The sequence below is a fragment of the Fretibacterium fastidiosum genome, from assembly GCF_964642095.1.
Classification (GTDB): domain Bacteria; phylum Synergistota; class Synergistia; order Synergistales; family Aminobacteriaceae; genus Fretibacterium; species Fretibacterium fastidiosum.
Genome location: NZ_OZ209244.1, coordinates 744,533 through 764,489, shown reverse-complemented (window position 1 = coordinate 764,489; position 19,957 = coordinate 744,533). Strand labels below are relative to the sequence as shown.

Here is a 19,957-nt window from a genome sequence, read left to right as displayed (position 1 = left end):
CCATGAAGGGTTATCCTGGAATGAGGGGTATCGCGTACAAGGAGGACCTTCTGTGGGAGAAGTCCCGCAAGGGCCGGGTCGGCATCAGCATCCCGGAGGCGGACGTGCCGGGGGCGGACCTCGACCCGTCCCTCGTGGGCGCGGAGCCGAACCTGCCGGAGCTCTCCGAGGTGGACGTCGTCCGCCACTACACGAGGCTCTCCACGTGGAACTTCGGCCTGGACACGGGAATGTATCCGCTGGGCTCCTGCACCATGAAGTACAACCCCAAGATCAACGAGGCCATGGCGGCGCTGCCGGGCTTCGCCAACCTGCACCCGCTGCTGCCCGACGAGTGCATGCAGGGCGCGCTGAAGCTGATGTACGAGTTCGAGCAGGACCTGCTGAAGATTACGGGCATGAAGGCCGCGACGCTTGAGCCGGCGGCCGGTGCTCAGGGCGAGCTGACGGGGATGTTGATGATCCACGCCTACCACGCGCACAAGGGGCGCCAGCGCAGCAAGCTCATCATGCCCAGCACCGCTCACGGCACGAACCCGGCCTCCGGGGCGCTCTGCGGCTACACGCCGGTGCCGGTGGAGCTCTCCGCCGACGGGGTCGTGACCCCGGACGCCATCCGCGCCATCATGGACGAGGACACGGCGGGCATCATGCTGACGAACCCCAACACGCTGGGCATCTTCGAGAACCACGTGGCCGAGGTGGCCGAGATCATCCACGAGAAGGGCGGACTGGTCTACGGCGACGGCGCCAACATGAACGCTCTGATGGGCTACGTGGACGTGAAGAAGATGGGCGTTGACGTGCTGCACATGAACGTCCACAAGACGCTGTCCACGCCCCACGGCGGCGGCGGCCCCGGCGCGGGCCCCGTCGTGGTGGGCGAGGCCCTGGAGCCCTTCCTGCCCGTTCCCCGCGTCCGCAAGGACGGTGACCGCTACTACCTGGACTTCAACATCCCGCTCACCATCGGGCGCCTGCAGTCCTTCCTCGGCAACTTTGCCGTTCTGGTGCGCGGCTTCACCTACACCCGCACGATGGGGCGCGACCTGAAGGCCGCGACGGAGGCGGCGGTGCTGAACGCCAACTACGTGAAGGCGAAACTGCGCGGGGATTACCACCTGCCCTTCCCGCAGCCCAGCCTGCACGAGGTCATCTTCAACGACGAGGAGCAGAAGAAGAACGGCGTCACCACCATGGACATCGCCAAGCGCCTTCTGGACTGCGGCTTCCACGCGCCGACGGTGTACTTCCCGCTGGTGGTGGACAGCGCCCTCATGATCGAGCCGACGGACACGGAGCCCAAGGAGGAGCTGGACGCCTTCATCGCCGCGATGAAGGACATCGCCGCGGACGCCAGGACGAACCCGGAGCGCGTCACGAACACCCCGCAGAACACCATCGTGTCCCGCCCGGACGAGACGCTGGCGGCCCGTCAGCTCATCCTGAAGGGCGAGTAACGCCCCGTCGGGATAAGAACGGTATTTTTGAAGGGGACGCCTCGAGGCGTCCCCTTTTCGCATTTTGTTTTACTCAGAGGTCAGGTGTTGCAGGACGGGGCAAGGCGCTATATCATGGGATACGGAGCCGGCCGTCCTGAGGGCCGGGGGCGGCGCCAACGCTGCGCCGCGGAGTCTTTTTCGGAAGGGAGCTGTTTACTGTGGACAAGAAGGAAATGACCGAGGTCGTCCGCCGAATGATGGCGGCGCCGTCCTGCTGTGCCGAGGCGCGGGCCGCAGGCCAACGATGGCTGGACGCGCTGGGGAAGGCCGGCGAAGCCGCCGAGGCCCGGAGCCTGATCGCGGAGCTGGAGGCGGACCTGGTGCCCATCGATGGGCTGATCGCCTTTACGGGGTCGGCGGAGGGTGTGGCCCTCTTCGGCGCCGAGAAGGCGAAGGAGTTCAATGCTCACGGGCGGGAGATCAAGGCGAAGGGCGCGAAGTACTGCGACTGCGGCGCCTGCAGCGCGGCCCTCGAGGTCCTGGACCACCGGGAGGTCCTCCTGAAGTAGCCGCGTTGAAGTTTTTGGGCGAGATGTCAAATTTTTTATTTTTATACCAATTTGCGTCTAAAGGGCAAGAAAGGCCCCCCTGCAAGGGGGGCTGCCCCGAAGGGGCTGGGGGGTGTTGAGCCTGAGAAACAACCCCTCCGGTTCGCTGACGCGAACCACCTTCCCTTTCAGGGGAGGCAATCCATATTAAACGCAAATTGGTATAAGATGCTCCAGGCGTCGTTTCCCACCTCTTTGCCCAAATCAGACGCCCTCCTTTGTCAACAGGGAATCCTCAAGAATTGTTAAAATCGATCCCAGAAGCTCGGCGGGGACGACGATGCCTCTCGGGGAACCGCCGACGGCTTCCCTGCCGCCCCACTCCTTCCCCTCGATCTCCGGAAGGCGGGGAAAGACGTTTTTCAGTCCGCCGCTTCCGAAGGCCCGCTCGGCCACCTCCTTGTTGGGGCAGGACAACATGACATTCCCCACCTTTCGGACATGGGAGACGACGCACCAGTGGCGCCACCCCTCAAGGGACGTGGCGGGGAAGGCCCTCTGCCTGAAGAACTGCACGTCGTACCCCTTGACCGTCGAGGGAGCCACCAGAAGGACCTTGCCCGATGGCCCCGTGACCGCTTTATCGTAATCCTGAAAGGCTTTTTCCCTCCGAGCCCTCTCTCTTTCCTCAAGTTCGCCTGTTTTTCCCTCATAATAAGTAAAATGATTGAAAATATCAAGGAACAGCTGCATCCCATAGAGCCAGCTCCAACCGCTCTTTTTCGTGGACATCATGCCGACTTTCCAGAGACGGATAGCGTTGCCATAGAGCAAGTCTCCGAAGTCCACGCTCAAGGGATCCGTATCCAGCACTCCCACCTCCGGGTTGAGCCTCTCCAGGAGCTTCCGCGGCAGGAGCCCAAGGAGCGTCACTCCCGTCAGCACGCAGTCCGCGTCGGTGTGGTTGACCATCAAGCGAACCGGAGAGTCCGACCCGAGGGTTCCATAAAACTTGAGTGCCGTGACACAGGCCGAAGGAAGGTGCGAGTAGTCGTTATGGTGATCGAGGCATCGAAAGTCAACGAAGGACTTCGTTCCCTCGGCCATCTCGATGGGCACAAAACCTTCCGCGATGCGGTCGGGGATCGTCTCAAGCTCCGGCTGCCAGAGCAACTGGATATTACGCCCCCTGCAGAATGTGTTGAGCAGTTCCGTCATGATGATCTTCCTCCTTCATGATATTCCTGTCGTCTCTGCGGTGCCGCTTGTGCGCCAGGCGCTTCACCCTCCTTCGGGCCGACCTGCTGGATGCCGTGTAGCACCATGAATCGTTCTTGACGCGCGGTTTCATCGTTTTCTCACCCTCGTTTTCTCATCTCTCGATGCCGTTCGCGGCAAAAGCCGTCACGAAACGGACTCCACGGCATAGCGCGTGAGCCTGGAGGTCTTGAGCTCGACCTCGTCGCCCGCTTTCTTTCCCATGAGGGCTTTCCGCCGTGATGACCATGTACTTTTCTCCATCAGCGCTCGGCGTAGGCCAGGAGCTTTTCATAGTACTCCCTGCTCCCGAACATGTCATTCATGATCTTGGTGGTGATGTCCTGCGCGGAGGAAAACACCAGCACCTCGGACAACGTCTCCTCGTTGTCCTCAAGGTACACGGCATTGATTTTAACGCAGATACCCCGGCGCCGCATCGCTACCGCCTCCGACTTGACGCGCTCCAGAAGGATCCCTTTTGAGCGGGTTATGGCGGCGTGGGCCCCTGCTCGACAGCGGGTATGGAGACGTTCACCTTGTCGACGAGTGCCGAAAACTCAGGCCCCTGGGCCTCTGCGTCAAGGTTCGTCTTGCCGGAGAGGGGGGCGTCTCGCTTGTGGTGCTGTTTTTTCTATGGCCTGAGCCACGTGCTGTCCGGCCGCGCAATCAGGCGGGCGTCGTTGTAAGCCATATTGAGCGTTAGACAGGTGTGGCCGAGACACGTGTTTCCTGTTGAGTGTTCGCTGACAACGAGAGCCAGGTCCGGAATGTCTTCGCTGCACAGGCAGATAGAGTGGTGCTATACTAATAAAGTAAAGCAGACATTGAATAAGGAGGTTGTGTGAAATGAAGGTTCTGCGCAGCAGGAAGCTCGCCATTGCAGCGGCGGCGCTGTTCCTGGTCTCGGGCGCATCGGGCGCGCTGGCCGCGCCGCGAAACGAGCTCCTGATCGGCAACGGGAACGGCATGGCCGTCTCGACCCAGCCCCTGGCGGACAAGGCCGGCCAGGACGTTCTGGACAGGGGCGGCAACGCCATTGACGCTGCCGTCGCCGTGGGATACGCGCTGGCGGTGGTCCACCCCCAGGCGGGGAACGTCGGCGGGGGCGGCTTCGCCGTCATCCACACGGCGGACGGCGGTGACTACGCCCTCGACTTCCGTGAGATGGCCCCCGGCGCGGCCACGCGGGACATGTACCTGGACAAGGACGGAAACGTGATCCCCCAGGAGAGCACCCGCACCTACAAGGCCGTGGGCATCCCCGGAACGGTGGCCGGCATGAGCGCCATGCTGGAGCGCTTCGGGACGATGAAGCTGGACCAGCTGATCGCCCCCGCCATCGAGATGGCCGAAAAGGGCTATGAGCTCTCCGAACGCCAGGCGAAGAGCATGGCCGACTTCGCGGACAAGTTCAGGAAGTTCCCCCACTCCCAGGGCTATTTTCTGCACGGGGACGGGACGCCCTACAGGGCGGGGGAGCTCTTCCAACAGGCGGACCTGGCAGCGACGCTGAAGCGCATTGCCGCCGAGGGGCCGAAGGGCTTCTACGAGGGGAAGACGGCGGACCTCATCGAGGCGGACATGAAGGCCAACGACGGCCTGATCACGAAGGAGGACCTGAAGAGGTACGAGGTCAAGTGGCGCGAGCCCAGCACGGCGGACTACCGCGGCTACAAGATCGTCTCCATGTGTCCGCCCTCCAGCGGGGGGGCCATTGTGGCCGAGATCCTGAACGTCGTGGAGAACGCCGACATGAGGGCGCTGGGCTGCCACACCCCGGCTGCGCTGCACGTCATGGCCGAGGCCATGCGCCAGGCCTACGCCGACCGCAGCGAGTACATGGGCGACCCGGACTTCATGAAGGTCCCCGTCGAGGAGTTGACCTCCAAGGCCTACGCCAAAAAGATCTACGACAGGATCGACCCGAAGGGTGCCACCCCCAGCAGCGAGGTCCGTCCGGGCCTGGAGCCCCTGAAGGAGGGCACGAACACCACCCACTACTCCGTCGTGGACAAGATGGGCAACGCCGTGGCCGTCACCTACACCATCAACGAGTCCTGGGGCACGGGGGCTGCGGTGAAGGGCGCGGGCTTCCTGCTGAACAACGAGATGGACGACTTCTCCGCCAAGCCCGGCGTGCCGAACGTCTACGGCCTGGTGGGCGGCGATGCCAACGCCATCGAGCCCTACAAGCGTCCACTGAGCTCCATGAGCCCCTCCATCGTCTCCAGGGACGGCAAGACGGTCCTCGTGGTGGGCAGCCCCGGAGGCAGCCGCATCATCACCACGACCCTGCAGGTGATCCAGAACGTCATCGACTACGACATGCCCCTCAACGAGGCCGTCAGCGCCCCTCGCTTCCACATGCAGTGGCTGCCCGACGAGCTCCGTATCGAGCACGACAACGGCCTATCGGCGTCGGACGTGGAGGCCCTCACGGAAATGGGCTACAAGCTCAGCCTGAAGCCCTACATGGGCGACGTCAACGCCATCCACATCGACCTCAGGACCGGAAAGATCACCGGCAGCCACGATTCCCGCATGGAGTTCTAGCCCCTCAAGAGCCGTCGGGCGCTGCGGCTTCTGGCCGCCTGCCGGACAAAGAGGGGGAAGGCGTGCGCCTTCCCCCTCTGTTCTATCCATGCCGGTCCGACTCGATCCTACTTCGCGTCGTCCGAGGCCGCTTCGGCGGCAGCGTCGTCGGAGACGGGAGCCAGCATCTCGACCTTATAGGCCTTCTTCAGCTCCTCGACCTTCGCCTTGATCCGCTCCTGCTGCTGCTGGCCGGTCAGATCCTGAAGGATCTGGTCCTTTACGTCGTCGAAGGGGATGAGCTGAGCCGGCGTGCGCCCCTCGAGCCGGATGATGTGCCATCCGAACGGCGACTTGACGGGCTCCGAGACGTCCCCCGGCTCCTTCAGGGCGAAGGCGGCGTCGGAGAACTCGGGGACCATCTGCTCCTTCGTGAACTCGCCCAGATCGCCGCCCTGCGGGGCGGAGGGGCAGAGCGAGAGCTTCTTCGCCTCCTCGTCGAAGGACGCGCCGGCCTTGAGGTCCGCCTGTACCCTGGCGATGGTGTCCGCGCTGGTGGCGTCGTCGCTGATCAGGATGTGGCGGGCGTGGATGCGCTCCGGCTGGGTGAACTGGTCCTTGTGCTCGTCGTAGAACTTCTGAGCCTCCTCCTCCGTCGCCTTGACGTCCTTCACGGCGTTCCGCATGGCGCGCTGGGCCAGGCTCTGGGTGCGGACGCGGGCCATGAAGTCGATGAAGTCCTGCTCCCCGTCCAGCTTCTCCTTCTCGGCCTCGAGCGAAAACAGGTACATGGAGACGATCTCGTCCAGGATGAGCTGACGCCCCTGGGGGTTCCCGTACATCATCATGCCCTGGGGCCCCATGGACTGAAGGACCGCGTTGACGTCCGCTTCCGTGATCTCCCGGCCCTCGACGCGGGCCAGGACCTGGTTCTCCTCGGTCGGCTTCGGCGCCTCGGTCGCCGCCCAGGCCGCGCAGGCCGCCGCGAGGACCGCCACGCCGAAGACCGCCGCGAACTTCAACTTGAACTGCTTACTCATGTTCTCTTCCTCCCTGCTGTTTTATCCCGCAAGGCGGGACATCTCAAAAAAAACCGCATACGTTTAGGGATTCTAACACAAAGTCCCCTGCAGGACAGACGATAAACTGCGTATCCGTCCCGTTGTATAATACAGGCGAGGACGCCGGAGGACGGCCGCGCCGTTTCCCGTCTTGTGCTTTACACTGGACCGAGGAGGACGAGCTCATGCGCTTGATCGACACAAGGGTAATTTTGGGGCTGTCTTTATGGATTCTGGGCTTTGCCCTCATGACCGCCGGCTGGCTTGTCGACGCGCTCTTTGAGGGGTGGGGACGGATCCCCTCCAAGGTCCTCTACAAGCTGGGGGCGCTCATCGTCGCCGTGCCGGTGATCGTCCTCTTGTGGAGGGCCTCGCGCCTACTCTACGTCCACCGCATCGACATCGTCCTCGGCATCAACAACGCCGCGAGCTTCCTCACCGAAGCCATGAAGTCCCTCTAACCTCCCCATGCACGGGATATTGACGGCCGCAGCCGGCCTGGCCGCCGCGGCCTTCATGCTCTACTTCCCCTACACCTGGTGCCGCCTCAGGGGGGAGGACGAGCGGGACTTCGGGTTGAAGTGGTTCATGGGGCGAGGCGCATGGCGGGACGTGGCGCTGGCCCTCGTCCTGACCCTCGTCCCCCTGACCGTCGTCTCCATGCACTGGCCGGTCGAGTGGGGCGGGCCGGGCCCCAGGAGCCTGACGCCGTGGCAGGCGCTGGACAGCCTGGGGGGCGGGGTGGCGGCGGCCTTCATCGAGGAGACGTTCTTTCGCGGCTGGCTCCAGACGCTGACGGTGCGCCGGTGGGGGCCGTGGGCGGGCATCCCCCTGGCGACGCTGGCCTTCGCGCTCATCCACCTCGTGACCCTCGTCGGATGGCTGCGCGTGGCGACGTTCTTTCCGGGGCTCGTGATGGGGTGGCTGCGCTGGCGCCACGGCTCCGTTCTGCCCTCCATCCTCTACCACGCCCTGTGCAACGTCTGGGCCGTCTGGTGGGCTCCGATCCCGTAGATGCCCCTCAATTTCAGGAGGTTTGATCGTCGTGAAGAGAACCCTTGCGGTGCTGCTGTTTCTGGCCCTGCTTGCGCTCCCCGCGCGGGGGGCCGACCGACGGGAGACGCTTGAGCTGCGCGTCCCCATGAAGGTCGGCGAAAGCGTGACGGCCCTCATGCCGGACGGCTCGGAGGTGACCCTGGGGCGGGTCCTAATGACCCCCGTCAAGACGAACTGGCCGGCCTACACCGCCAGCAAGTGGTGCGCGCCGGCGACGGTCTGCGCCACGGCCGTGAACGCCATTCACCTGCTGGTGGACGTGGAGGAGGGGCGCGGACGCATCCTGAGCCTCGTCCCTGCGGTGACCGTGGCCCCTGCCGCGGCGGCAGGGGCCTTCTTCTCCCTGGACGCGGCTGCCGGCACGGGGCCCTTCGGCGGCTTCGCGCCCCTGGTGGGCTCCCCCGTCACTATCTTGGGGAAGGACGGCGAGAGGCCCCTGGACGGGACGCCGCAGGAGGGGGAGACGCTGGTGATCCGATCGCCCCTGCCCCGCCGTCCACGGGACTGGATGGTGGACATCGAGAACCGCCCCGGCGGGCGCGTCATCGTGTGGGGGGCCGACGGGCCCCGCGTCGAGGCCCGCGTCGTGCGCCCCATCGGGGGCGTCGGGCGCTTCGGGGGGACGCAGTTTCAGGGCCGCGGCCGAATCCGCGCCTCCCACGCGGGCGTCATCGACATCGCGACGGCCTCCAGGGACCAGGTGGGGGGCATCCAGATCATGCCGCTGATCCACGCCCTCACCTCCCACGAGATGGCCAACGCCTGGAAGTTGACCCAGTGGATGATCCTGGCCCCGCTGCCGGGCCGCGAGCTTGCGGGGACCCCGCCGCTCTTCAAAAACGCCTTCGTCCCCGGAACGCAGCTCGAGGACCGGCTGGAGGACTGGTGGAGTACCTACGGGCGCAGGCCCCTGGCCCTCTGCCGCCTGGACGGCGGCCCATGGACCCGCCTTCCGGACGTCTCCGGGCGCGTGGACGACGCGCTCCGGAACGTGACGCACCTCCGCATCTACTTCCCCTTCTGGGACGAGCCCCTGAAGCCGTAGGGTCACGGTCGGCTGCCCCAACCGCGGAGCCCGTCGGGCCCATGGAAATGCCCGCTCAACGAACCGTCCTCTCGAACACCCGCACGTCCGACGAGGTCCCGTCCTTGAAGAGCAGCTGTGCGGAGGCGCAGGCGACGACGTCCTCCTCGCTCGTCAGCAATTCATAGATGCCCTGCTCCTTGAGCTCCAGAATCTCTTTCATGGTCATCTCCGTGTCCGGCGTTCTGGTGTTGATGCCGTACACGATGCCCGAGACGACGTCGAGAACTTCGTCGCTGAAAAGGCCGGGGTCGATCGTGACGAAGGTCGTTCCCTCTCCCTCCCGTTGCGGCTCCGCCAGGCGATAGACCGAGAGCCATTCGTCTATGAAGCGGAGGGCCCAGTCCTTGCCGTTCTCGAAACGCACCGCGTCCAGGTCGAAACTAATACCAATTCGCGTTTAAAGAAGGGCAAGAAAGGCCCCCCTGCAAGGGGGGGCTGCCCCGAAGGGGCTGGGACTGACGGCCCGTGAGCGTTAGCGAACGGCTGCCGGAAGGCTCCCCGAAGGGGAGGGGTGTTTTTCATAAGACGCGCCTGTCTGACATTCCCCGTCAACGCCTCCACAAGGCAATCAATTGCCTTGCTTCGGCACAGCCGACCAACACAGCGCCGCAATCGCTGACGCGATTGCATCAGCTGCGTCGTCTGGCTGAGCTGCGGAAGTCCCCCGGACTTCCTTCGCCCTCAGCCGCCCTTGGCGGCACCTCCCCTTTCAGGGGAGGCAATCCACATTATTAGACGCGATTTAGTATGAGTTTTTCAGGATTAGCTATATCAATCCTTCCTTCTCTAGAGCGATTTGGTATCAGAGTCGGGTTAACCTTTACAACGATGGGCTTGATCCTCGATAAGGCCGTCACAGCCTGTGGATTGGGGATAGTATCCTTAAAGTTGATTTTTGTGTATACATTGCTATAATCGACAAGGTCCGGGTGAAAAATCGAACTGTTTTCGGCTGGGGTCGGCAAGCGCGCAGAGGGGAGAATTGGTTGGAGTGAACAGAAAATACAAGATTGCGGTGATGGGCGCAACGGGGGTCGGCAAAACGATCTTCTTCGGGTCCTACTTCAACCTCGTAACGAACCTGGGGAGGGGCAGCCGGCCCATTATGGTCAAGTCACAGAGCTCCGTCGACAGGATTGCGGAGCTCATAAAGCAGCTTTTCGAGAAACACGAGGTGGTGCAGGGGACGTCGGAGCGTGTGGATTTCAGCTTCTCCGTCGACTCCCTGGGGATGGACGTGGATCTGTTCGACATCCCGGGCGGCTTTACGCAGGACATGGAGGCGTGGGTGGAAAATAAAATTCTGCCGGACCTCCAGCGAGCCGATGGAGCGTTGTTCTTCATCTCGGGAGAGGACCTCGTCAACGATTCGGAAAGGGTTTTGAAGGACAACCTCGTGTTTGCCAGGGCGATCTCGAAGCTTCGGGAGCACAAGTCGGGGGACCTGAAGGGACGTTCGGACGTGCCGATATGGTTTATCTTCACAAAGGGTGATACGATCCCCGACGTTTCACTGGACACCTTAAAAGAGAAGAACTCCGCACTCTTCAAGGCGGCGTCAAAATCCCAGGACCATGGGAATTGGCTTGAGAAAACCGCCTATAAAAAAGGCAAATACGTCAACGCCTATAAAAGCCAGGCCATCGGGAAGTGGGAATCCCCCCAGAGCGTCCCCCGGAATTACCAGCCCGACATGGTCATCGAGCCGATGGAAGACCTCTTCGAGGCGATGGTCCACAGCCGATCGGCTCACGGAAGAACTCTGAGAAAAATCATTGCCGCTCTGGCGCTCTCCATATTTGCTGTCCTGGAGGGTGGCATGTACTACTACGACATAAGCCAATGGAGGGGAATGCAGGAAAGGGTCGGCAGGCTGCGGACGGAGGACCGTTACGAACAGGCCCTTCAGGAGGTGGATGCCTTCTTCTCCCCGTCCTGGTTGCCCGCTTTTTTCAGGGCGGACAAAAAGCTGCCTTCCTTGAGGGAGGAGCTTTATCAGGCTTATGAGGCCGCCATCTACGCGCCGATAAAAGCCGCCCTGGAGGCCATTGACGAGGAGAAGGCGCCCGACGCAAGCCCTGCGTTTTTGGAGGATGCGGAAAAGGTGAAACGCTATCTTTCCGTCACGCACTTTGCCGAGATCCAGCCGCAGCACTACGAGTTGGCGAAGCGCAAGGCGTGGTATTTCGACCTGGGGCGCTTGCTGAACCTGGATTCTCAAGTACAGAATGCGTCGCCGGACGAGATGTTCAACGCGGTTTTGGACTGTCTGAATTATGATGTCCCGGAAAGCTGGCAGAAGAATATCCAGGAGAGAATTGATAACAGCCTGCGCCGGTGGGGCGGTGTCCTGTCTCTGGATGTCGGGCCGGAGGCATTCGATGTGTATATCAAAAAAGCCGAACAGTTGACGGATCATCCCAAACTTTCTCCTGACAGTAAAGATTATCTGAATGCACAGAAAAAGTCCTGGGCTGAGAAAAAACTGGATACCTTGATCCAGGCAGCTTCCACGCGGTCGCCGGAGGAGGGCGTGGCGCTCTTGGAGCGTCACAAGGTGGAATTCGACTCCACAGGTTGGGAAAAACTGGAAAATGCCCTGGAGAAGCATTACGCTGCCCTGGTGGAGCAAGCGTTGAAAAAGGACGCCGACGATGCAGACCTCCTTCAAGAACTCCTGGACCGCTATCCCGCCATGACCTCAGGGGTTAGGGACAAGCTGGAGGGGCGCGTCGAATCCATCAGGGAAAAGCAGAGGCAGGAATGGCTTCGCGATCTCAATGCTTCTAAAAACATGGAAGAGATGGTCGACAGGATTACGAGCTTTGGGGGAAAGGATAAGGACGACCGGCAGCAGCAGGGGATAGACCTCCTGCAGAAACGCATCGAGATGGAGCTTGAAAACGTAGGGAGCGAAGCCTCCAAGGCTGTCCAGCTCAAAGATTTCTCCGAGGGTAAGCAAGAGGCCCAGAAGGCCCTGAACGCGCTGCGGCAGACGATCCTCCCGCTCAAGGCAGACTCGTTATCGAATTGGCTTGAAGGGAAGGAAAAGGCCATAATGGGTGAATTGGAGGAAAAACATCTCGCCGATTGCCGGGAGGACTTCACGAGACGACGCAACACGAGGGACAGGAGGGACGTCGCCGAATGCCGCAAAAGGCTGGACGCATTTCTTGAGCTATGGCCCGACTCTGCCGAGAGGGAAACCGTCGCAAAGGTTCGGGATTTCCTCAACGTCATTCAAGGAGGGGTCAAAGGCAAGTTGAATGTGGTCAAGGGGACTTTCGGCGATGCCAAAGACATGCCCTTTGACTTTTGGGGGATGAAGACGCCGGACATTTTTGTGACGGTTTCAATGGGGAACAAGGAGATCTTTCGCACCAAAACGGTTGAAGGTGATGGAAAAACTTCGGAATGCAAGTTTAATGAAGGGATAGAATTTATGTGGGCGGTCGAGACGCCGGAGCTCACCTTTAAAGTGTTTGATGAAGACATCCTGATGGACGATGAACTCATCACCTGGAAAACGACCCCCTCGGGCTTTATGGGGTACAAAGAGTTGCAGCAGCGTACTCTTGAAGGGGCCTACTATCTGACCATCGACTTCAAGCCCAACGTGAGCATTCCGGAGTGTCCCTGGTAAAAGGAAGGAGGGACGAAATGATCTGCAAAAACCTGGCGTACTGGGTATTTACCTCAGGCGAAGAGGGGGTTCACGGGCTGGATTGGGGGATCAAGCACGCCTCGAAAAGCTTTGCCGACCAACGCAAGCTGGACAGCCGTTACCGTTTGCTGCTCAAAGACTTTTCCCTGTCTCCCAGTCTGGAGCGGGAGCAGGAGCGGGAGCAGGAGCGGGAGCAGGAGCGGCCCAAGAAGGCGGGGCTGATCCTCCTGCCCTGGCAGGGCGGGGGAAAGGATCAGGACGAGGGAACGTTGATGGGCTTCATCTTCCCCGGCAGCGACCATAAGGGGCGACCGAATATATCCACGGTCGCCTGCGTCGTGCCGGCGGACGTCGTCCATGCTCTGTCGCTTTCCGAGGTGACACGGGCTCTTTGGAGCTCCAACGACCTGGAGCGGATAGCCCGAAAGAACTCCGAAAAACCTGGCGTCTCCCCCGAAGGCAAGGAAGGCAGCGATGAGGGGATAGCCAAAGATGACTCCGTAAGACCCGATACGCTTTACCTTGACGGAGAAAAGGCTTCCTCGGCCACGGAGGTCCCCTTCCCCCTTTCCTCCTCACTAAAATGGCCCAAAAAGGACGTGGGATATTTGATGGTGGATGGACACGTCTGGGATCTGAGAAGTCTTTCTTCTCCGCTCTGCCCTCCGGCTGAAGAGGCTGCGAAAAAAAGGAAGCTGCGCATGCCCCAGCTCGCGGCCCTGCTGATGGCTCTAGCTCTGACTTTTGGCGTAGCCTGTTGTTGGGGCAGTATTCGTGATTTTTCCCAGAAATATCTCATTCAACCTGTCTACTCCTGGTGGGGTGGAGGGGACCCCTCACCCTCCACCAATTCCCCGGAGGATCCGGAAATCACTGAAAGAAGAGAGAAAAGAAGGGAGAAACGGGAGGCGATTATCGACATTCTTTCCAAAAACAAGGGAGAAGACTACCTCAAAGGCCTGGCTGGGCTTATGTGGGTTCCTGAGCCGTGGAAGGAGAAGGCTTCCTTAGTCGACTTCTTAATAGTAGAGGCAATCTCCGAAAATTTTACTGTGAAGCTGAAAAACGAAAAATGGTTGGTTGAAAAGGGCGATCAAGGAGGTCGGGGAGGCCAAGAGAAGAAGTTGATAAACGTGAGTGTGTTCAAGGAGAATTTTAAAATCACCGTATTGTCACCTCTCGGAAAGGACTTTTCTTCGGTTGTGGATGAAACGGATAGAGGAGAGTTTTTCTCCATAAGCCCCAAGAAGGCCGGAATAGAGGCTTGGGGCAGCTTAAAAAATGACTTAAATGATCAATTGTCACAGTTTATAGATACGACGAAGAATCCCGGCGTTTCCCTTGAGAGTGCGACGCAACCAATCGCCGAAGACAGGCAGGCACTGGAAGAACGTCTGGATGAGCTCCTGGAAAAGAGCGATACCCAAAAGGATAAGGGGTTCGGGTACCTGTCTTTTTTCTACGGGGATGGGAAGGAAGGTTATCAGGTACTTCTCCTCAACATGGAGGACCTTTCCGAGGGTAAGAAGCTGGATAAGTACATTTTTGTCAAAAAAGATAACTGGCGCCGTATTGACGTATCCGATCTGGGAAAGCGTCTGGATGGGACTTTGCAGAAGAAACCCTACATCAAGTTCGACGACGAGCGCAGGGATATTACTTTCTTTTTGGCTCCAAAATCAAAACGCAAAAAAGGCGGCGATTTTAAGGAGTTCCTCGACGTTTTTTTTGATGACTTGCTGAAATCAGTCTTGGTTGAGGAGTAACCAGAGGGGGCCAAGGGGAACCGAGCCTGTGTGAGGCCGGCAAACAGCCCCGGATGTCCCCAGTTATGCGGGTGCCGTCGCCACCATCATCCATGACGTGCACCTGCCGGGCGATTACGAGACGCCTCTGATATCGGCCCTGCCGCCTCGGACGCGATCGAGCGGGATTTGATCGATCACGGATTGCAGCGTCTCCTGAGGCGCGGCGACCGAACGGAACGACTTCAGAAAATCGACGCGGATTTGAAGGAGGCGCTCAAAAACGGGCGTGGACGCACATACCGGAAACGGGCGGAACTGCTGTTGGAGAAGCTGAAATACTGCATTCCCCAGATTCTGAACGAACGCTTCAAGGAAAAACTGAAGGCCAGGGGCATCACCTGGTCGAGCCGGAACAGGGCGCGGGGCAAAGTGATTGAAAGGGTGTGAAACCGATGTGGAAGACAATGGAAAGAGTTTGGAAACGATCGGTCGCGGCACTGTTGCTCGCCGCTCTGCTGTGCGAGGCCATGCCCGTTGGGCCGGCACGGGCCCAGGAGGACTACGATCGGCTCAACACGATGCTGACCCTGAACATGGCCATCGTGTCCGTGCACCGCATTTTGAAGACGAAGGACCGTATCGTCCTGGAGCAGGAGTATCAGAACATCATCAACAACCTGTCGTTGGGAGAGATCGCGCCCGACAGCAACTTGATCGATCTTTATGAGGAACTGATGGATTTCATGACCCGGAAGTTGCTGAACGGTAAGCAGATGGAACGGTTTCGGAAACGCTACGTCCGACGTGAGAAACAACAGTTTGTCAGATCGCTTTCCAGTGTCAGCGCTCAAGGAGAATCTCTCAGGAGTTTTCTGGACAGCCTTGCCGTCTCCTGTGTCTCGGCCTACTTCGGCTACCAGGCGGCGATCAATGAAATACGGGAGGAGCTGGAGGATAAACTTTGGGAAATCAGTGATAAGGAGATGGAGGATTGCAATGAATTACAGAAAAGGTTATTGAAATCGTCGTGGACGCTGTTGCACCTGTATGGGCTGCCTGACGAATATCGCCTGACTCAAGACAGCTTGAATGATTTCTACGAGGCGGTGCGGCAATCCGATGCATCCCAACGCCTTCGGATGTTGCGTTCCCTGGAGAGGGAGTTTGGCGTCTACCCCCCCTATTGGTTCTATCGCGGCAGAGCCGCGCGGGATGCTATGAATACCGAGGAAGAGTGCCGGTGTTTTGATCAATTCGACGAGGTATGGCGTCCGGTGCTGAAGAGTGATCCCTACAAGCTGGAGGTCGCAAAATACCGTATCGAGAAGCTGATGGCTCCCGATCGTAAAGGGAGATGGGATACGGATGCCATTACGAAGCAATTGGAGACACTCCGCAAACACGCGCCCCGAAACGACTGGGGCAGCAGACTTTTTGCGGGCATCGCATACTTTCAATTGGGCAGAAAAACAGAGGGGGAGAATTGCATTCGCGACAATATCGATTACGGCTGCGAAAAGAACGTCTCCGGCCATATCCTGGATTTGATGAAACAGGGCACATTGAACCCCGATGAATGGAAAACAATTTTAGTGGAAAAGATTGATCTGGATGGTGATGGGGCGGAGGACAGGGAGTGTCCGAGAAAAGCCCTGAGTCGCTTTGTCGAGCTGGCAAATGATGGGAACCTCTCCGCGCAATGCCTCATGGGGGATAACCATTGTCTCCTGGGAGAGTATGGGGAAGCTGCGGAATGGTATCGCAAGGCGGCGGACCAGGGGCTTGCCAAGGCACAAAAGGCTCTGGGGGACCTCTACGCCAGGGGTGACGGTGTGGGCAGGAACGTTCCCAAGGCCCTGGAACTTTACCAAGAGGCGGCAAAGCAGGGGATGGCTGAGGCAAAGAAGGCCATGGGCGACCTCTACGCCAGGGGCGACGGGATAGGCAAGAATGTTCCCAAGGCCCTGGAACTTTACCAAGAGGCGGCAAAGCAGGGGATGGCTGAGGCGCAAAAGGCCCTGGGGGACCTCTACGCCAATGGCGCTGATGGCGTAGGCAAGAATGTTCCCAAGGCCAGGGAGTGGTATCAAAAGGCGGCGGACCAGGGGAACCAGGAGGCCAGGGACAGGTTGGCCGAGCTTGACAAAAAATAGATGGCACGGAGGTTAACGGGCATAGCCTCCTTGAGCCGGAACGGAGAGACAGCCTGATCGAACCCTGGTAATACGATTCAAGGGGCCCCAGGGTTCACATGATGCCACAACGCGTTCGCCCCCAACAAGGGCACGAAAAGCCCCCTTGACGTCCACTTCCTTGCGGGTATAATAGATTTGTTGTGCGGGGGTGGCGGAACTGGTAGACGCGCAAGACTAAGGATCTTGTGGCCCTAAAGCTGTGGGGGTTCGAGTCCCCCCCTCCGCACCATGATAACGGTTCAGAAGAGCGGTCAATCTCAAGCGGGATTGGCCGCTGTTTTTTTGCAGCGCAATCCCCCTATTCCGGCAGGAGCCTGACCACCTACCAATGTCGCCCTCTCCGGCGCGAACGCGACGGGATAGCTGACGCTCAACGCAAACGATCGCCTCATTCCGTAAGGTGTATACTGAGGACAGGCGTAGAGGACCATGAGGCAAAGTCCGCCTGACGCCCGGTGCTTAGGGTGCGGCTTATGGCGGATGCTGCGCCTCGTCGGAGGGCAGCCACTTTGCGGTCAGGAGGAATTTTTGATGGCGACAAAGCGATTCAGTCGCGCACAGCTGGAGTTCCTTTCACGGATGAGCTCATACATCTGGTGGAAGACGAGGGATGAGGCGATGGAATACCCTGAACGTATTTTAGCTCAGATGATGAATATAGGGACCCTGGAAGATACACGAGAGCTCGAAAAGCTCTTTTCGCAAGATGAATTGATGGAGGTTTTGGAAAAGGCGGAGGCCGGGCAGTTCAGACCAAAGTCCTGGTCCTTCTGGCATTGTCGCATCACGGGAAAAGAAGCTCCCGCCATGCCCGTCAGAGAGCTGCCATGAAGACGTTTCAAGCGCATTTGGATATCCTGCCGGAAGCACAAAGAGAGCTTTGGAATAAGCTGTCCCCATGTGGAGCGCTTGGATTCGTCTTATATGGCGGCACAGCGATTGCTCTGCACCTTGGACACAGGGTGTCTAATGACTTTGACTTCTTCTCTCGCCTTCCTCTATCTGAGGCTATGGAAAAGAAAATGTTGGAATCCATGCCTTTTTTAAAGATGGCGGAGTTGCTGCAAAACGAGCTGGATACGCGCACCTATCGGACGACGGAGGGCGTAAAACTTTCATTTTTTGGCGGGATTGCCTTTGGACGTATTGGAGAACCTCTGTTAACGCATGATGGCATCCTTCAAGTTGCATCTTTAAAGGATCTTCTTGCGATGAAAGCGGCTGTAATCATGAAACGTGTCGAGGCAAAGGACTATAGAGATATCGCTGCCATACTCCGCAGCGGGACTTCCCTGTCGGAAGGCCTGTCCGGAGCTTGTGCCATCTATGGAGATCGATTCCCGGTTATTGAAAGCCTGCGAACCATGACATATTTTCAAGGCGGGGATTTGGATCAGTTGTCGGAGAATGACAAAAAAACCTTAATTGAGCACACAAAAAGCTTCAAACTGGATGATGTCAAGCAAGTGAAAATTCTCTCTCACGACCTCAGCGAACCTGGGTCGGCGACAGCCTGCTGAAGAACCAGCGTGCCGCGGGTGACGCGACCTCCAAAGGCCGTGAGGTCGTGACGGAGCGGACCGAGAAGCACGTTTGGAGCGAACGGGGACGCGACGGCGAAGAGGGTTACAGCCGTAGCGACACAGAGAATGGAGTTGACGGGATGGACGAACGGACGATGCAGGAAAAGCCGGAGCGTTTCGACTACGACGGCTTCTGGAAGGCCCTCATCAGGAGGTTTTGGCGGGAGCTTCTGAGGAGCGCCATTCCCGACCTGTACAGGGATGCGGATCTGGAGCAGGAGGCCACGCCGCTCGACAAGGAACTCCAGGACACCCTGCCGAAGCCGGGCGACGAGGAACAGGTGTCGGCGAAGTTCGTCGATACCCTGCTGAAAATCCCGCTGAAGGACGGCGGCGAACAGTGGGTGCTGCTGCACATCGAGGTTCAGGGCAGGGGCGGAGAGGACCTCTCGCGGAGGATGATGCGCTACTACTGCCTGCTCTTCGCGCACTACGACAAGAACCCCATAGCGCTGGCAATTTTGACCGCGTCGCGTCCGAAGTCGGAAACGCCGGGCGTCTACGACTTTTTACAGTATGGGACGCGCCTCCACTACAGTTATAATTGCGTCAAGCTGTGGAATCTGGACGACGAGGGGCTCCTGGCGAGCGACAACCCGTTCGACCTGGCGCTTTACGCGGCAAAAAAGGCGTTGGCATACGACAACGAGGAGCAGCAGAAGCTGATCTACCTGCTGAAGCTCACCAGGATTCTGGTGTCGAAGGGCTGGAGCCGGGAGGATCGGTCCGACCTTCTGGCGTTTATCGCGAGGGTCATCAACTTGAAGGACAGGGCGCTTTGGGAGCAGTACAGGAAGGGAGCCAGGGAGATAAAGGGGGAGAGTGAGATGATGTCCTTTTGGGATGAGGAGCTGGAGCAGACCCGTGCGCAGGGGCGCGCGCAAGGGCGCGCGGAAGGGCGCGTGATGGGCCATGAAGAAGGCCGCGAAGAAGGACGCCAAGAAGGCCGTCAGGAAGGGCGTCTGAAGGGCCTTATGGAAGTAGCGCGCCGGATGCTTGCCGTGCCGCTTCCCGTGGCTCAGATATCAGAGCTCACGGGGCTGACTTCTCATGAGATCGACGCCCTGAAAAAAGACGCACACGCAGGCTTGTCGTAACCCTCAGCGTTCCGGGAGCGGCCGATGCCATCCGCCCATTCAAAGCAAGAGGACCGACCCCAGGTCGGTCCTCTTTTCGTCCGCAGGTTCGCGCCCCGGGCGTTTTTAGAGGCGATGTGCCCGCGAGCGGTCCAGCGTCTCCAGGTTGCGGGGCTCCTTCTCCTCCGCCGGGTATCCGACGGCGATGGCGCAGAGGATCGAGAACTCGGGGTCGATGCCGAGGATGCGGCGCACCGCCTCCTCTGACGTCCCCGACCCGCAGGGCCTTTGGAAAACCTGGACCCAGCACGCGCCGAGGCCCATCTCCGTGGCCTCCAGAAGAACGAACGCGGCCGCAGCGGAGGCGTCCTCCCTCCAGACGTCGCTGTCTTTGTGCCGGCCCGCCACGAGGATGGCCAGCGGCGCCGTCCTCAGTGAGGAGGCCGCCATGCCGTCGCGGCACTGGGCGAGCCGCTCGATCTTCGCCTTGTCCGTGACGGCGAAGAACTCCGTACACAGGGTGTTCTTCCCCGTAGGAGCGACGAGCCCCGCATCCATGAGACGGGTGACGTCCCCGTCCTCCACCTTCCTGCCCTCAAACTTCCGAATGCTGCGGCGACGCCGCATGGCCTCCAACATCGACAAACACCTCTCTCAAGATCAGGGCCGAACGAGCCGGTTGTATTTGGCGCGGCCCTCTGATAA

Annotated in this window: 19 protein-coding genes and 1 tRNA gene; 14 read left to right on the top strand and 6 right to left on the bottom strand. The window is 59.7% G+C overall.

The window, feature by feature from the left end; genetic code table 11:
* Window positions 1–2 precede the first annotated feature (2 nt).
* Together gcvPB and ACK28C_RS03495 are read left to right on the top strand one after the other, a co-directional pair.
* Complete coding sequence (gene gcvPB, locus ACK28C_RS03500; protein ID WP_015556071.1) at window positions 3–1,460, top strand: aminomethyl-transferring glycine dehydrogenase subunit GcvPB; 1,458 nt, start codon at window positions 3–5, stop codon at window positions 1,458–1,460.
* A gap of 200 nt (window positions 1,461–1,660) precedes the next feature.
* Window positions 1,661–2,011 carry a heat-shock protein Hsp90 gene (locus ACK28C_RS03495; protein WP_208872626.1) on the top strand — a complete coding sequence of 117 codons (351 nt, stop codon included), beginning with the start codon at window positions 1,661–1,663 and terminating at the stop codon, window positions 2,009–2,011.
* Between the two features lie 243 nt (window positions 2,012–2,254).
* On the opposite strand, the gene ACK28C_RS03490 is transcribed toward ACK28C_RS03495, so the two are convergent.
* From ACK28C_RS03490 to ACK28C_RS03480, 3 genes are all read right to left on the bottom strand, one after another.
* Entirely contained in the window at window positions 2,255–3,208 is a 954-nt protein-coding gene (locus ACK28C_RS03490) for a hypothetical protein (protein WP_015556072.1), read from the bottom strand.
* Window positions 3,209–3,510: 302 nt separating this feature from the next.
* Complete coding sequence (locus tag ACK28C_RS03485) at window positions 3,511–3,687, bottom strand: hypothetical protein (protein ID WP_015556074.1); 177 nt, start codon at window positions 3,685–3,687, stop codon at window positions 3,511–3,513.
* Window positions 3,688–3,881: 194 nt separating this feature from the next.
* Window positions 3,882–4,034 (bottom strand): DUF3825 domain-containing protein, encoded by a 153-nt coding sequence (locus ACK28C_RS03480; RefSeq protein ID WP_409152634.1) that lies wholly within the window; start codon window positions 4,032–4,034, stop codon window positions 3,882–3,884.
* A gap of 62 nt (window positions 4,035–4,096) precedes the next feature.
* Between ACK28C_RS03480 and ggt the strand changes: the two genes are divergently transcribed.
* Complete coding sequence (gene ggt, locus ACK28C_RS03475; protein ID WP_015556075.1) at window positions 4,097–5,803, top strand: gamma-glutamyltransferase; 1,707 nt, start codon at window positions 4,097–4,099, stop codon at window positions 5,801–5,803.
* 107 nt (window positions 5,804–5,910) lie between these two features.
* On the opposite strand, the gene ACK28C_RS03470 is transcribed toward ggt, so the two are convergent.
* On the bottom strand, window positions 5,911–6,822 hold the full coding sequence (locus ACK28C_RS03470; RefSeq protein WP_015556076.1) for a peptidyl-prolyl cis-trans isomerase: 912 nt from the start codon (window positions 6,820–6,822) through the stop codon (window positions 5,911–5,913).
* A gap of 206 nt (window positions 6,823–7,028) precedes the next feature.
* Here ACK28C_RS03470 and ACK28C_RS03465 point away from each other — a divergent pair, with 206 nt between their 5' ends.
* The 3 genes from ACK28C_RS03465 to ACK28C_RS03455 are packed head-to-tail and all read left to right on the top strand — an operon-like array spanning window position 7,029 to window position 8,944.
* On the top strand, window positions 7,029–7,304 hold the full coding sequence (locus ACK28C_RS03465; protein WP_015556077.1) for a hypothetical protein: 276 nt from the start codon (window positions 7,029–7,031) through the stop codon (window positions 7,302–7,304).
* 7 nt (window positions 7,305–7,311) lie between these two features.
* Window positions 7,312–7,857 (top strand): Synerg-CTERM system glutamic-type intramembrane protease MrtS, encoded by a 546-nt coding sequence (gene mrtS, locus ACK28C_RS03460; protein WP_015556078.1) that lies wholly within the window; start codon window positions 7,312–7,314, stop codon window positions 7,855–7,857.
* Between the two features lie 31 nt (window positions 7,858–7,888).
* Window positions 7,889–8,944: a hypothetical protein gene (locus tag ACK28C_RS03455; RefSeq protein ID WP_409152449.1), complete on the top strand. Its 1,056-nt coding sequence runs from the start codon at window positions 7,889–7,891 to the stop codon at window positions 8,942–8,944.
* Between the two features lie 55 nt (window positions 8,945–8,999).
* Here the strand turns inward: ACK28C_RS03455 and ACK28C_RS03450 are convergent, their stop codons facing one another.
* Window positions 9,000–9,350: a hypothetical protein gene (locus ACK28C_RS03450; RefSeq protein ID WP_409152448.1), complete on the bottom strand. Its 351-nt coding sequence runs from the start codon at window positions 9,348–9,350 to the stop codon at window positions 9,000–9,002.
* Window positions 9,351–9,977: 627 nt separating this feature from the next.
* Here ACK28C_RS03450 and ACK28C_RS03445 point away from each other — a divergent pair.
* From ACK28C_RS03445 to ACK28C_RS03410, 8 genes are all read left to right on the top strand, one after another.
* Window positions 9,978–12,629 carry a hypothetical protein gene (locus tag ACK28C_RS03445; RefSeq protein WP_409152447.1) on the top strand — a complete coding sequence of 884 codons (2,652 nt, stop codon included), beginning with the start codon at window positions 9,978–9,980 and terminating at the stop codon, window positions 12,627–12,629.
* A gap of 17 nt (window positions 12,630–12,646) precedes the next feature.
* The gene (locus tag ACK28C_RS03440) at window positions 12,647–14,416 is read left to right on the top strand and encodes a hypothetical protein (protein ID WP_015556081.1); all 1,770 of its coding nucleotides are present in this window, start codon (window positions 12,647–12,649) and stop codon (window positions 14,414–14,416) included.
* 183 nt (window positions 14,417–14,599) lie between these two features.
* Window positions 14,600–14,845, top strand: a complete 246-nt coding sequence (locus ACK28C_RS03435; RefSeq protein WP_409152446.1) for a hypothetical protein — start codon at window positions 14,600–14,602, stop codon at window positions 14,843–14,845.
* 5 nt (window positions 14,846–14,850) lie between these two features.
* Window positions 14,851–16,551, top strand: a complete 1,701-nt coding sequence (locus tag ACK28C_RS03430) for an SEL1-like repeat protein (protein ID WP_015556082.1) — start codon at window positions 14,851–14,853, stop codon at window positions 16,549–16,551.
* Window positions 16,552–16,735: 184 nt separating this feature from the next.
* Window positions 16,736–16,822 (top strand) — tRNA-Leu (locus ACK28C_RS03425).
* A 302-nt stretch (window positions 16,823–17,124) separates the two neighbouring features.
* A complete protein-coding gene (locus ACK28C_RS03420; RefSeq protein ID WP_015556083.1) occupies window positions 17,125–17,424 on the top strand; it encodes a hypothetical protein in 300 nt (99 codons plus the stop codon).
* Complete coding sequence (locus ACK28C_RS03415; RefSeq protein WP_015556084.1) at window positions 17,421–18,113, top strand: nucleotidyl transferase AbiEii/AbiGii toxin family protein; 693 nt, start codon at window positions 17,421–17,423, stop codon at window positions 18,111–18,113. Before ACK28C_RS03420 ends, ACK28C_RS03415 begins: the two co-directional genes overlap by 4 nt.
* 143 nt (window positions 18,114–18,256) lie before the next feature.
* Window positions 18,257–19,273: a transposase gene (locus tag ACK28C_RS03410; RefSeq protein ID WP_015556085.1), complete on the top strand. Its 1,017-nt coding sequence runs from the start codon at window positions 18,257–18,259 to the stop codon at window positions 19,271–19,273.
* Window positions 19,274–19,378: 105 nt separating this feature from the next.
* Here ACK28C_RS03410 and ACK28C_RS03405 read toward each other — a convergent pair whose 3' ends face one another.
* Window positions 19,379–19,891 carry a nitroreductase family protein gene (locus ACK28C_RS03405; protein WP_015556086.1) on the bottom strand — a complete coding sequence of 171 codons (513 nt, stop codon included), beginning with the start codon at window positions 19,889–19,891 and terminating at the stop codon, window positions 19,379–19,381.
* Window positions 19,892–19,957 lie beyond the last annotated feature (66 nt).